This window comes from Methylophilus sp. 'Pure River' (genome assembly GCF_046765995.1).
GTDB lineage: Bacteria > Pseudomonadota > Gammaproteobacteria > Burkholderiales > Methylophilaceae > Methylophilus.
Genome location: NZ_JBKOUE010000001.1, coordinates 141,202 through 153,684 on the forward strand (window position 1 = coordinate 141,202; position 12,483 = coordinate 153,684).

The following is a 12,483-nucleotide window of genomic DNA, read 5'->3' on the forward strand; positions in this document are numbered from 1 at the left end:
GAGACCGCATGCTGCCAAGCGCCACAGTCGGATTACTGTTTGGAGTTTGGCTATTTCAGCAACAGCCTAGGCTGTGGTCGCTGGCGGTATGGGCAGGCTGGTTGGCGGCATTCGTTACGCTGCGTCTATTGCTGTTTGGCCTGATGCCAGGCCGTGTCCCGGGTATTGCCTTTTCTTTCCCCTTTCAACCCCTGCTGCGCAGACTATGGCTGGTCTTGCTGATTGCCGCCCTGGCATTTGCCTACGTGCAGGCGCGTGCCTGGTGGCGTTTGCAATCGGTGTTGCCTGCGGCCTGCGAGCAGTTGGTGATACCTGTACAGGGTGTCATTGTCAGTGTGCCCGAGCGTGATGCGCGCGGTCAGCATGTCGATCTCGCCGTCGAACGCAGCTTCAATCCGGCCTGTCCCTTACCTGCCAACATACGCTTGCATCTCTATCAGCAGACTTATCGCGGCGAGGCTGCAAAACCACTGGCGTTACCGTATTTGCAAGCAGGTGAACGCTGGCAATTCAGTGTCCGCCTCAAGCGGCCACATGCCACGCGTAATCCGCATGGGTTTGATTATGCTGCCTGGTGTCTGTCGAATGACATCGGTGCCAGCGGGTCCATTGACACCAAAGCCCACATGCATCAATTGCAGCCCCTGGTCTGGCAACCTGCCGCGTTGATTGCACGCTGGCGCGCCAGTGTGGGGGAGCGTATTGAGCGCGTGTTGGGTGCGACGCCCGCCAGTGCTGTCTTGCGTGCGCTGGTGATTGGCGATGACAGCCACATTACGCGCACGGACTGGCAATTGTTTGTGGATACCGGCATTAATCATCTGGTCTCGATATCAGGCTTGCACATTACGATGCTGGCTTCATTGGGCTATTTGTGTATCGGTTGGCTTTGGCGATTACGCCCGCGTTGGGCCTTGCATCTGCCCTCCAAAGTGGCGGCGAGCGCGGGCGGCGCATTGGTTGCGATTGCCTATTCGGCCTTGGCAGGCTTTTCTATTCCCACCCAACGTACGCTATACATGTTGCTCACGGTGCTGGTGATACTGAGCCTCAAGCATAGATTGCCTTTTTCCTGGATACTTTGCGTTGCCATGTGGGTCGTGCTGTTGCTGGATCCGTGGGCGGTCATGGCACCCGGGTTCTGGCTGTCTTTTGGCGCGGTGGCAGTATTGGCGTTCGCCATGGGCGGGCGTTTGCGCCCGTCACGCTGGTGGCAATCTGCACTACAAACACAATGGATTATGACGCTGGCATTGGTGCCGGTACTTATCCTGTTTTTTAATCAACTCTCGCTGGTCTCGCCGCTGGCAAATGGCCTGGCAATTCCCATGGTGAGTGTGGGCGTGGTGCCGCTGGCGATTGCCGGGGCGGTGTTGCCCTTGGATGGCTTATTACACATCGCTGCCGGATTGTGGCAGGTGTGTGCGCACGCCTTGGCGTGGTTGCATCAATTGCCCTGGGCGGTGGGGTATGTGGCGACGCCACCCATGTGGGCATGGCTGATGGCCATGTTGGGGACGCTGGTATGGCTGATGCCACGGGGCTGGCCCTTGCGCTGGGCTGGGTTGTTATTATGGTTGCCGCTGTGGCAACCCCTGTCACCAGCGTTGCAACCTGGTCAAATGCGTGTCACTGTACTGGATGTCGGACAAGGCTTGAGTGTGCTGGTACAAACGGCGCAGCATGCCATGCTATATGACGCCGGGCCGGTATATCACGAACAAAGTGATGCTGGCCAGCGTATTGTCTTGCCTTATTTGCGTCATCTGGGTATCAAGCAGCTGGGTGTCGCGGTCATTTCGCATGATGATAATGACCATGTGGGCGGCATGGCCTCGGTGTTGGCCAGCGTACCTGCTAGCCGAATCTTAAGCTCACTGACTTCTGACGCGGCTTTTTTTTCGCAGTTGCAACAGCTGCCTCAGGCCGCCAGCCTGCCGCGTATTGCCTGCCATGCCGGGCAGCAGTGGCAATGGGATCAGGTGTTGTTTCGGGTGGTTTATCCTGCAGAAAGTTTGCCGACAGGTACGAAGGACAATGATAAAAGCTGTGTGATCCAGGTGGTGTCTGCGCATGGCAGTGTATTATTGACCGGTGATATTGAATATCCAGCCGAGCAGGCACTACTTGCGTCTAGCTTTGGCGGCGATCTGCGTTCTACCGTGATGACCATGCCGCACCATGGCAGTAAAACCTCATCCAGCCTGGCATTGATCCGCCAGGTGAACCCCGAGATAGCGATTGCCACTGTTGGTTACCGCAACCGGTTTGGTCATCCCAAGCCCGAGGTGATGGCGCGTTATCAGGCATTGGGTAGCCAGGCATTACGCTCAGACCGGGATGGTGCCATTGTGCTGGATTTTACCCAGGGCTCGCGTCCACAAGTCAGCCGCTGGCGGGCACTAGAACCGCATTACTGGGAATTGTAATTTATGGCAATTGTACCTTGATGGATACCGGACAAAACTTGCCCTCAGGCCTGGTTAACGCTAAAGTAGCGAAAGTTTAAAAACAACTGGAGTGTTTGCTGTGTGGGAAATTATTTTAGCGGCCGGCTGGCCTATCTGGCCTCTGATTATTGCCTCTGTGATTGCCTTCGCCATCATCGTTGAGCGATTCTGGGCATTAAGAGCCTCGGTCGTTACGCCTGAGCAATTACTGCCAGAAGTACAAAACTGGTTAAAACAGGGCGGCGTCACGCGCGAAACACTGAGCCGCCTGGAAGCGCACTCCTTGTTGGGTAAAGTATTTGCCAGCGCACTGGCCAATATGAATAACTCACGTGAAGTGACTAAAGAGGCGATTGAAGAAACCGGCCGCGCTGTGGCACACAAGCTGGAACAATACCTGCCCACGCTGGGTACGATTGCCACGGTTGCGCCTTTGCTCGGTTTGCTGGGTACGGTGATCGGGATGGTAGAGTTGTTCGGCTCATTTACAAACAGCGGTCATGACGTGGCACAGTTTGCGCGCGGTATTTCTGTGGCGCTGTATAACACGGCGGCTGGTATCGTGGTGGCGGTGCCTTCCATGATTGCTTACCGTTATTTCCGCGGCAAAATTGATGGCTTCCTGGTCGACATGGAACAGCAAGCGATTAAGTTGGTAGAGATTATCCACGGTGACCGTGGCTAAGATAACCGCCATTAAGCCGTATTGAAAACAAAGGCAATTTCATGAATTTCAAACGTGGTGTCCGCAACGAAGAGTTGGAAATCAACTTCATTCCACTGATCGACGTACTACTGGTGATTATCATCTTTTTGATGGTGAGTGCGACGTTCTCTCGCACCAGCGAACTGCAAATTAACTTGCCAACTGCCGATGCCAATGCACCGCAAGAAAAGCCGCTGACGATCACGGTAGAAGTGGATGCCAATGGCCGCTATCTGGTGAATGGCAAAGAAGCCAACGGTGTCGTCGTGTCTGACCTGGCTGCTGCGCTCACGCAAGCCGGTGCTGAAGGGCCGACAGGTAAGGAACCAACCATTATCATCAACGCCGATGCCAAGGCCACACACCAGTCTGTGGTGAATATTATGGAAGCATCGCGGATGGCCAATTACACGCATATTACGTTTGCGACGCAGGTGAATTCCCGCTAATGTTGCCGGTAACATCATCTGATCCATCAACAAGCCCGTCAACCTTGGCGGGCTGTTTGTTTTTAGTCTGCCCGAGAAAACCGCATGGCGCGTAAGTCCTCTTCTGAATCGGTGATTATCACCAATCCTGTGTTGCTCTATAAGCGCTTGTTTGCATACGCCTGGCATTACAAGATGCATTTTGCATTGTCCATGGTGTCTACCGCGATTCTCGCCTCCAGCAATACGCTATTTTTGGCCTTGATTAAAAAAGTTACCGATGAAGGGTTTGCCAAATCTACGGATCACGATGCCTATGTATTACCCTTGATGTTATTTGGCCTGATGGCGATCAGGGCCGTGGCCGGCTTCTTTTCTGTGTACAGTCTCCGTACGGTGGCCAGGCGCGTGGTGGAAGTCTTGCGCAAGCAGATTTTTGCCAAATTGCTGATGTTGCCGGTGAGTTTTTTTGATGCCAATTCCAACGGCTTGCTGGTCTCCAAAATGACCTATGACATTGAGCGCTTGTCTACTGTGGTCACGCGTTCTGCACTCAACGTGTTGCGCGATGTGTTGACGGTGATTGGCCTGATTGGATACATGCTCTATCTGGATTGGCGTTTGACGCTGATTTTTGCCTTGGTTGCCCCTTTGATGGGCTTGTACCTAGCACGCACCACGCCCAAGTTACGGGCCAATGCTAAAAAAGTGCAACAGGCCGTTGGCGAGATCACCAAAACCGCAGAAGAGGCGATTGCGGCGCAGCGTATCGTCAAGATTTTTGGCGCGCAGGCGTTCGAGAATGACCGCTTTGGCGAAGTGGTGAGCCGCAATCGCCAACTGGAATTACGTACTGCCAGAATTTCCGGCCTCAATAGTTTCGTCATTGAAATCCTGTCTGCTGTGGCTTTGGGCCTGGTGGTTTTTTATGCACTGGCGCAGTTTACCGTCGGCGAGTTTGCAGCATTTGTGGGTGCGTTAATGATGCTGATTGCACCGATTAAACATATCACTGCTGCCAATGAAGATTTACAGATCGGCCTGGCGGCGGCGCAAAGTGTATTTGATGTGCTGGATATTGAAAACGAAGTCGATCAAGGCAATTATCAAGTCGGTCGAGCCCTGGGCGCATTGCGTTTTGACCAGGTCACCGTGCGCTACCCGCAAGCCAAGAAGGATGCTTTGTCTGCCTTGAGTTTTGAGATTGCAGCGGGTGAAAAAGTCGCGCTGGTTGGGCGTTCAGGCAGCGGCAAAACCACACTGGTGAATTTACTGCCGCGCTTTTATGAGTCGCAACAGGGTTGCGTGTTGCTGGACGGTCACGATGTGCGAGATTACCAACTCGACAATTTGCGCGCGCAGTTTTCGCTGGTCAGCCAGGATATTGTGTTATTTAACGATACCATCTTTAATAACATTGCCTACGGCGCGTTGCGCGATGCTAGCGAGCAGGAAGTGATTGAAGCCGCGAAAGCAGCCAATGCCTGGGAGTTTATCCAGCAAATGCCACAGGGCTTGCAAAGCGAGATCGGCGACCGCGGCGTACGCTTGTCCGGTGGCCAGCGTCAGCGCCTGGCCATTGCGCGCGCAATTTTGAAAAACGCGCCTGTCTTGTTGCTCGATGAAGCGACTTCGGCGCTGGATAGTGAGTCTGAATTGCATGTGCAAATGGCACTGGACCGCCTGATGCGCGACCGCACGACGATTGTGATCGCACACAGACTGAGTACCATTGAAAACGCCGACAGAATTTTCGTCATGGACCACGGCAATATTATAGAAACTGGCTCACACCAAACCTTGCTGGCACAGAACGGCTATTACAGCAGGCTTTATCACAAGCAGTTTCAAGACGACTGATGTTACGCACCTGGTTTGAGCGGCAATGGCAAACAAACGGCTGGGCGCAATGCTTGCTGTTGCCGTTGTCGTGGGTATTTGCGCTACTGGCAGCGGGCAGGCGTTATGGCTACCAGGTCGGCCTATTCTCCAGCCAAGCCTTGCCTGTGCCAGTCATCATTGTGGGCAATATCTCTGTCGGCGGTGTTGGTAAAACGCCGCTGGTCATCTACCTGGCGCAACAATTACGGGCGGCAGGATATATGCCGGGCATCTTGAGTCGTGGCTACGGTGGTCAGCATCGCGGTGAAGTCACGCCTGAGAGCGCACCTGCACTGTGTGGCGATGAGCCGGTATTGATTGCCCGCCGTACGGGATGTCCGGTATGGGTAGACCCTGCACGGGCAGCGGGCGGCCTGGCATTGCTCAAGGCGCATCCTGAGGTGAATGTGTTGATCTGTGATGATGGCTTGCAGCACTATGCTTTGCAGCGCGATATTGAAATTGCAGTGGTGCAGCGGCCATTAGGCATAGGCAATGGGCGCTTATTACCCGCCGGTCCTTTGCGTGAGCCCTTGAATCGTTTACGCTTGGTCGACCTGGTGGTTGAAACAGGGCAATTGCCCGCAACGCCCATGCATGTGAACACTTACCAGTTACGCTTACGCACGGGGACATGGACGTCGGTTACCGACTGTTCCAGCGAAACCAGCACTGAGTGGCTACGTGTGCAGTCCGTTGAGCAGCCTCTGGTGGCGGTGGCGGGTATCGGCCATCCGCAGCGCTTTTTTGACCTGCTGGCGACCATGGGCCTGGACTGTGAACAACGTCCGCTGGCAGATCATTATGCTTATACTCAGGCCGACTTTATAGCGTTGCGCGGAAAAACCATACTGATGACCGAGAAAGATGCCGTAAAATGTCAGCATTTGCAGTTAGAGAATGCTTGGTTTTTACCCGTGTCGGCTGAACTAAGCCCTGTCGGCCATGATCAATCACTGGCAGCATCTGTCATTGGTCTGTTGAAACACAAGCATGCAAAAGCAGCCATGCCACCATATAAAGGAAGTCAAAAATGAATCCCAAATTACTGGAAATCCTGGTTTGTCCAGTGACCAAAGGGCCTTTGGTCTACGATAAGCAAAAGCAGGAGCTGGTCTCAAAAAATGCACGCCTGGCGTATCCGGTGCGAGATGGTATCCCCGTCATGCTGGAAGACGAAGCACGTCGTCTGGACGAGCACGAGTACAGTGAATAACGATGTTTAAGGTTGTTGTTCCCGCCCGCTTTGCCAGCACACGGTTGCCGGGCAAACCACTGGTCGATATTGCCGGCAAGCCTATGGTCGTCCGCGTGGCCGAACAGGCAGCCAAAAGCCTGGCTAATGAGGTGGTGATTGCGACAGACCATGACGATATCCTGCAAGCTGCTGATGCACATGGTGTGGCGGTTGTGATGACGCGGGTTGACCATGTCTCTGGCACTGACCGTATTGCTGAAGTGGTGGCAAAAATGGGCTGGCCGGATGAGATGATTGTGGTGAATGTACAGGGCGATGAGCCACTGATTGATCCGGTACTCATTAACGAGGTAGCCGCGACTTTGTCATCAGACCCACAAGCCGTGATGTCGACTGCCTGTCATCCGATTCATGAAGCGGAGGTCATCGACAATCCAAATGTCGTCAAAGTGGTTCTCAATGCCAAGCAGCAAGCCTTGTATTTCAGCCGTGCTGCGATCCCCTTTCCACGTGACGCCGAGAATAGGCAAAGCCTTGCTGCCCACCGTCATATTGGAATCTATGCTTACCGCGTCGGTTTTTTAAAGCAATATGCCAGCCTGCCTGTGACCGCATTGGAAAAGATAGAAAGCCTGGAACAATTGCGCGTGCTATATCATGGTTACCAGATCGCGGTGACGGTGACCGCACATGCGCCTGCCAGTGGTGTGGACACCCCTGAAGATTTAGATTTGGTGCGGAAAGTATTTGTAGTGTCGTGATGTGTGAAACATAGACAATAAAAAAGCCTGCATCTGCAGGCTTTTTTATTGAGTGTTACGCGTCAATTAGTTTTTTCTCTGACGGCGTGCAGCAATCGTACCCATCAAAGCTAAACCGGCAAACATCATGCCGTAAGTTTCTGGCTCTGGCACTGGTACTGTGATTGGGCTGATGGTGTAGCTACCTTCGTAGTTACCACCAGCAATCAGGTTAAATTGCAAAGTGTAGTTGCCTGCGGCCAGATTAGACACGCTGAATGTGTATCTGGTGACATCCAGATCAATCAATGGGGTCAGGATAGGTGCGTAAGTGAAAGTGTCATCTGCGTCGCTGATGACTGTCAGGCCTTGATACAAGCCAGTTCTGGTATCGCTCAATAATCTCAATTCTGGATCCAGAATACCTGTCAAATCAAAATTACCGCCCAAATAGGAGATGTTGATTTTAACAGTGTGGGACAAGCTTTCGCCTGGATGGTCAGTACCGCTAAATGTGGTTGTTGTAGCAAAAACAGAAGTGCTGGCTAACAGTGAAGCTGCGACTAAAATATTTTTCAACATGATTTTTTCCCCGATTGATATTATTCAATTGTTGCTGAGGGCGATTATGTCAAAAGGAAGTCAGTGGCGAAATAGCCCGATAGGGTCATGTGGGGGAACTTCAGCGGGGGAGGATTACTCAGGCCCTGAAAATAAAGTAAACAGCACCCATCATGCACAGACCTGCCCACAGATAGTCCCATTTCAGCGGCTGCTGCATATACATCACCGCAAACGGCACAAAGATGACCAGAGTGATGACTTCTTGCAGGATTTTGAGTTGTGCCAGGTTGAGCTGGGTAAAGCCGATGCGGTTGGCAGGCACCTGAAAGCAATATTCAATCAGGGCGATGCCCCAGCTGGCAATAATGGCAATCCAGAGCGGTTTCTGGTGCAAGTCACGCAGATGGCCGTACCAGGCAAACAACATAAACAGGTTGGCTGCCGATAGTAACAAGATGGTTTTAATCAGGGTGAAAGACATGCCAAACCCATTTAAGAGAAACCGGGCACGCAGTTTAATGCGCCACCCGGGATGATACGGTTTGAATTAAATAGCTGCTTCGCCAGTTTCGCCGGTACGGATGCGGATGACTTGCTCGACCGAGGTGACAAAAATCTTGCCATCGCCAATCTTGCCGGTATGTGCGGCTTTAATAATGGCTTCAATGGCACTGTCTACCATGTCTGTGGCCAGGATCACTTCAATTTTGATTTTGGGCAGGAAGTCCACCACATATTCTGCACCGCGATATAACTCGGTGTGGCCTTTTTGACGACCAAACCCTTTGACCTCTGTCACGGTCAGGCCATTGACGCCAATGGCGGACAGGGCTTCACGCACTTCATCCAGTTTAAAGGGTTTAATGACGGCTTCTACTTTTTTCATACGCGCTCCGTGGTTAAAACTTTGTCTAGCATTCTACGCAACCAGTGCTGTTTATTCAAATATCACTGCGAGGCACTGGTTAGCCGGGTTAAAAAGTCAGGTTGCAGGTAATCGGGTAGCGGCGGTCTTTGCCAAATCCGCGCTCGGTAATGCGCACACCCACGGCGGCCTGCCTGCGCTTGTATTCGTTGCGGTCTATCAGGCGTGTGACGCGCTGTACGTCAGCCTGCGCATAGCCTAACTTGACGATGGCATCCAGGCTGTAGTCTTTTTCCACATAAGCCTCCATGATTGCATCGAGCACCTCATAAGGTGGCAGGCTGTCCTGGTCGGTCTGGTTGGCACGCAGTTCTGCACTTGGCGCCCGTGTAATAATCCGCTCCGGAATGACTATGCCCAACTGGTTGCGATAGGCAGCCAGCCGGTAGACCAGCGTTTTAGGTACATCTTTAATCAGTGCAAAGCCGCCAGCCATGTCGCCATATAGCGTACTGTACCCGACAGCGGTCTCAGATTTATTACCCGTGGTCAGTACCAGGCTGCCGAATTTATTGCTGATGGCCATCAATAACATGCCGCGAATACGCGCTTGCAGGTTTTCTTCGGTGGTATCAAACGATGTGCCTGTGAATTCTTCAGCAAGCGTGTCGCAAAAGCCTTCAAACAGTGGCTTGATCGGTAACACGCTGTACTCAACGTCGACCAGGCGTGCCATTTCAGCTGCGTCTTCTACACTGATGCCCGCTGTAAACTCCGACGGCATCATCACCGCTTTCACCCGCTCTTTGCCCAGCGCATCGACCGCAATGGCCAGCGTCAATGCCGAGTCTATGCCACCGGATAAGCCCAGCACCACGCTGGGAAATTTGTTTTTATTGACGTAGTCTTGCAGGCCCAGCAACAAGGCTTTATACACGGCAGCTTCAACCGCCAGTGGCGGGGCAATGTCGGTTGGCTGCGGCTGTATGCCGTCTATATTGAGATAGCCCAGGCGCTCTTCAAGCATCGGCAGCTCTTGCACCAGTGCGCCCTGGCTATTCATACTGAACGAGGCGCCATCGAATACCAGTTCATCCTGGCCACCCACCATATTGGCATAGACCATGGCCAGACCCGTCTCCCGAATACGCTCACGCAAGACCTGGTAACGGGTTTGCTGCTTGTGCATATGGTAGGGAGAGGCATTGATGGTCAGCAGGACTTGCGCATCCGCTTGCAAGGCTTGCAAGGCCGGGCCAGGTTCCCAGCTATCGGCGCAGATTAAGATGCCGTAGCGGACACCATGCCATTCAAAGACAACCGGCAAGTCTCCTGCCTCAAAATAACGTTCTTCATCAAAGACGCTATAGTTAGGCAGGTTGTGTTTGTGGTAAGTGGCTTGAATTCTGCCAGAGTGAATCACCGAGGCCGCGTTATAACGCTTGCCTGCGACCATATGCGGATGACCGATAATCACCGCCATATCGGCGGGCAACTGTTGCTCTAACCATTGCAGGGCGCGCTGGTTGGCGGCATAAAAGTCTTGCCTGAATAGCAGGTCTTCGGGCGGATAACCGCAGAGTGCCAGCTCCGGTGTCAGCAACAGCCTTGCACCTGCCTCATGGGCCTGATTAGCGAGCGCCAGGATGCGTTCTGCATTTTGCTGCATGGCACCAACCATGCAGTTCATTTGAGCAATTGCGAGTTTCATGATGCCCTATTTGTTGAGTACTTGTTATGGTCAGTACTTGCCGCCAGCTGCTTTAATCAGCTCGACCATGGCAGGATTCTGGCCTTTCAGCGCGTAGACATAAGCGGTGAGACCATATTGGTCGCGGGTTTTGACATTGGCTTCATGTTCTAATAACAAGCGCGCCATGTCAGGAGAGTTGTTGCTGACTGCTAAATGCAGCAATGGTGTACCTTCGCTGTCCTTGTGGTTAGCATCTGCCTTGCGCTCCAGTAGTGCTTTGGCAACTTCGGTCTGGTTCTTGGTGACCGCCCATGTCAGGGCTGTCCATTCGTGTTCATCCTCTTCATCCACTTTGGCGCCGTGCTCCAGCAGGTAAATGGCCGCCGGTGTATGACCTTCCCTGGCCGTAATCATTAATGCCGTGGTGCCGAGTTTGTCTTTGAGGTTGGCATCTGCGCCATGACTCAAAATGGAGGTGATAGTGGGCACATCCCCACTTTTTGCGGCATACATGAGCACGGTTTTACCATCTGAAGAACGCACATTGGCGTCAAAGCCACGTTCAATAATGAGGCCCACGACTGCGCTATAGCCGGACGTGGCTGCCAGGCCGAGCGCGCTCCAGCCCGCCGGATCACGTACTTTAACGTCAGCCCCTTTTTCCAGCAAGGCTTTCACCGCGTCAATATTGTTCTTTTTGGCCGCGAACATCAGCGCGGTCCAGCCACCCTGGTCTTTGGCATTGATATCTGCGCCGTTGGCCAGTAACTCAGTAATCACCGCTGCCTGGTTTTTGCGCGCGGCATACATGATGGGCGTGATTTTTTCGCTGTCGGTCACATTGGGGTTGGCGCCACTTTTGAGTAACGCTTTCACCGTGGCCAGATCGCCTTTGGAAGAGGCGATCAACAGGTAAGAAATATTGGCACTTGGCTCTATGCTGGTTTCATCAACGGGCGGCGCTTTTTTTGCAGCCTGTGCAGGTAGGGATAGCCCCAGCAACAGGCAGGCGCTCATGCAGAGGGCGCCAAGCCGATGGGTTGTCTGAGGACGATGCTTCATGCCGTTTCCTTTATTTATTTTGTCGCGCGCTTGATGGCTTCGAGTACCGCTTCACCCAGGCCAGCAGGGGAGGCAGCAACTACACAGCCAGCCGCTTCCAGCGCAGCAATCTTGTCTTCTGCTTTGCCTGAGCCACCCGAAATAATCGCACCGGCATGGCCCATGCGTTTACCTTTAGGTGCCGTCAGGCCTGCGATATACGCAGCCACAGGTTTGGTGACATGATGCTTGATAAAGTCAGCCGCAGCTTCTTCATCGCTACCGCCGATTTCGCCAACCATGATAATGGCTTCCGTTTCAGGGTCTTTCTGAAAGAGTTCCAGGCACTCAATAAAGTTCAAGCCTTTGATCGGGTCGCCACCAATGCCAACGCAGGTGGTTTGACCCAAACCCAGCGCAGTCGTTTGATGCACGGCCTCGTAGGTGAGCGTGCCTGAGCGTGACACCACGCCGACTTTGCCGCGTTGGTGGATGCTGCCTGGCATAATGCCGATTTTGCACTCACCGGGGGTGATGACACCCGGGCAGTTAGGGCCAATTAGTTTGGTGCCATTGGCGCGCAATGCGGCTTTGACATTGAGCATGTCAAGCACGGGAATGCCTTCGGTGATACAGACAATTAATTCGATGCCTGCATCGGCAGCTTCCAGAATGGAGTCTGCGGCAAATGGCGGCGGCACATAAATTACACTGGCATTGGCCTGTGTTTCTTTCACCGCTTCACGCATGGTGTTAAACACGGGTAAATCCAGATGTTGCTGGCCACCTTTGCCCGGTGTTACGCCACCCACCATTTTGGTGCCGTAGGCCAGAGCCTGTTCAGAGTGAAACGTGCCTTGTTTACCGGTGAAGCCCTGGCACAATACTTTGGTATTTTTATCCACTAAAATTGCCAT

13 protein-coding genes are annotated in these 12,483 nt (G+C 53.1%); 7 read left to right on the forward strand and 6 right to left on the reverse strand.

Translation table 11 applies throughout. The features are described 5' to 3' along the window. The first annotated feature begins 8 nt into the window (after nucleotides 1-8). From ACIDE9_RS00730 to kdsB, 7 genes are all read left to right on the forward strand, one after another. Nucleotides 9-2,429 carry a DNA internalization-related competence protein ComEC/Rec2 gene (locus ACIDE9_RS00730; RefSeq protein ID WP_411991991.1) on the forward strand — a complete coding sequence of 807 codons (2,421 nt, stop codon included), beginning with the start codon at nucleotides 9-11 and terminating at the stop codon, nucleotides 2,427-2,429. A 100-nt stretch (nucleotides 2,430-2,529) separates the two neighbouring features. Then, on the forward strand, nucleotides 2,530-3,135 hold the full coding sequence (locus ACIDE9_RS00735) for a MotA/TolQ/ExbB proton channel family protein (RefSeq protein WP_194753059.1): 606 nt from the start codon (nucleotides 2,530-2,532) through the stop codon (nucleotides 3,133-3,135). 41 nt (nucleotides 3,136-3,176) lie between these two features. After that, entirely contained in the window at nucleotides 3,177-3,605 is a 429-nt protein-coding gene (locus tag ACIDE9_RS00740; RefSeq protein WP_194753060.1) for an ExbD/TolR family protein, read from the forward strand. Nucleotides 3,606-3,689: 84 nt separating this feature from the next. Further along, nucleotides 3,690-5,444: a lipid A export permease/ATP-binding protein MsbA gene (msbA, locus tag ACIDE9_RS00745; RefSeq protein ID WP_411991994.1), complete on the forward strand. Its 1,755-nt coding sequence runs from the start codon at nucleotides 3,690-3,692 to the stop codon at nucleotides 5,442-5,444. Next, nucleotides 5,444-6,502, forward strand: coding sequence for a tetraacyldisaccharide 4'-kinase (lpxK, locus tag ACIDE9_RS00750; protein ID WP_411991996.1), 1,059 nt, complete (start codon nucleotides 5,444-5,446; stop codon nucleotides 6,500-6,502). Before msbA ends, lpxK begins: the two co-directional genes overlap by 1 nt. Next, nucleotides 6,499-6,681: a Trm112 family protein gene (locus ACIDE9_RS00755; protein WP_047514384.1), complete on the forward strand. Its 183-nt coding sequence runs from the start codon at nucleotides 6,499-6,501 to the stop codon at nucleotides 6,679-6,681. Before lpxK ends, ACIDE9_RS00755 begins: the two co-directional genes overlap by 4 nt. Nucleotides 6,682-6,683: 2 nt before the next feature. Continuing rightward, nucleotides 6,684-7,424 (forward strand): 3-deoxy-manno-octulosonate cytidylyltransferase, encoded by a 741-nt coding sequence (gene kdsB / locus ACIDE9_RS00760; RefSeq protein WP_411991997.1) that lies wholly within the window; start codon nucleotides 6,684-6,686, stop codon nucleotides 7,422-7,424. Between the two features lie 66 nt (nucleotides 7,425-7,490). Here kdsB and ACIDE9_RS00765 read toward each other — a convergent pair whose 3' ends face one another. The 6 genes from ACIDE9_RS00765 to sucD all read right to left on the reverse strand — a co-directional run bounded on the left by ACIDE9_RS00765 (nucleotide 7,491) and on the right by sucD (nucleotide 12,483). After that, entirely contained in the window at nucleotides 7,491-7,985 is a 495-nt protein-coding gene (locus tag ACIDE9_RS00765; RefSeq protein WP_411991998.1) for an FxDxF family PEP-CTERM protein, read from the reverse strand. A 118-nt stretch (nucleotides 7,986-8,103) separates the two neighbouring features. Next, nucleotides 8,104-8,448: a DMT family protein gene (locus tag ACIDE9_RS00770; RefSeq protein ID WP_411991999.1), complete on the reverse strand. Its 345-nt coding sequence runs from the start codon at nucleotides 8,446-8,448 to the stop codon at nucleotides 8,104-8,106. A gap of 66 nt (nucleotides 8,449-8,514) precedes the next feature. Further along, a complete protein-coding gene (locus ACIDE9_RS00775) occupies nucleotides 8,515-8,853 on the reverse strand; it encodes a P-II family nitrogen regulator (RefSeq protein ID WP_029148398.1) in 339 nt (112 codons plus the stop codon). 88 nt (nucleotides 8,854-8,941) lie between these two features. Next, nucleotides 8,942-10,543 (reverse strand): NAD+ synthase, encoded by a 1,602-nt coding sequence (locus tag ACIDE9_RS00780; RefSeq protein WP_411992001.1) that lies wholly within the window; start codon nucleotides 10,541-10,543, stop codon nucleotides 8,942-8,944. Between the two features lie 30 nt (nucleotides 10,544-10,573). After that, nucleotides 10,574-11,542, reverse strand: coding sequence for an ankyrin repeat domain-containing protein (locus ACIDE9_RS00785; protein WP_194753851.1), 969 nt, complete (start codon nucleotides 11,540-11,542; stop codon nucleotides 10,574-10,576). Nucleotides 11,543-11,601: 59 nt separating this feature from the next. Further along, complete coding sequence (gene sucD, locus ACIDE9_RS00790) at nucleotides 11,602-12,483, reverse strand: succinate--CoA ligase subunit alpha (RefSeq protein WP_194740722.1); 882 nt, start codon at nucleotides 12,481-12,483, stop codon at nucleotides 11,602-11,604.

Coding starts and splice junctions, on each gene's coding strand:
- ACIDE9_RS00730 (WP_411991991.1), top strand. CDS start 9: ATGCTGCCAAGCGCCACAGTCGGATTACTGTTTGGAGTTTGGCTATTT.
- ACIDE9_RS00740 (WP_194753060.1), top strand. CDS start 3,177: ATGAATTTCAAACGTGGTGTCCGCAACGAAGAGTTGGAAATCAACTTC.
- msbA (WP_411991994.1), top strand. CDS start 3,690: ATGGCGCGTAAGTCCTCTTCTGAATCGGTGATTATCACCAATCCTGTG.
- lpxK (WP_411991996.1), top strand. CDS start 5,444: ATGTTACGCACCTGGTTTGAGCGGCAATGGCAAACAAACGGCTGGGCG.
- ACIDE9_RS00755 (WP_047514384.1), top strand. CDS start 6,499: ATGAATCCCAAATTACTGGAAATCCTGGTTTGTCCAGTGACCAAAGGG.
- kdsB (WP_411991997.1), top strand. CDS start 6,684: ATGTTTAAGGTTGTTGTTCCCGCCCGCTTTGCCAGCACACGGTTGCCG.
- ACIDE9_RS00765 (WP_411991998.1), bottom strand. CDS start 7,985: ATGTTGAAAAATATTTTAGTCGCAGCTTCACTGTTAGCCAGCACTTCT.
- ACIDE9_RS00770 (WP_411991999.1), bottom strand. CDS start 8,448: ATGTCTTTCACCCTGATTAAAACCATCTTGTTACTATCGGCAGCCAAC.
- ACIDE9_RS00775 (WP_029148398.1), bottom strand. CDS start 8,853: ATGAAAAAAGTAGAAGCCGTCATTAAACCCTTTAAACTGGATGAAGTG.
- ACIDE9_RS00780 (WP_411992001.1), bottom strand. CDS start 10,543: ATGAAACTCGCAATTGCTCAAATGAACTGCATGGTTGGTGCCATGCAG.
- ACIDE9_RS00785 (WP_194753851.1), bottom strand. CDS start 11,542: ATGAGCGCCTGCCTGTTGCTGGGGCTATCCCTACCTGCACAGGCTGCA.
- sucD (WP_194740722.1), bottom strand. CDS start 12,483: ATGGCAATTTTAGTGGATAAAAATACCAAAGTATTGTGCCAGGGCTTC.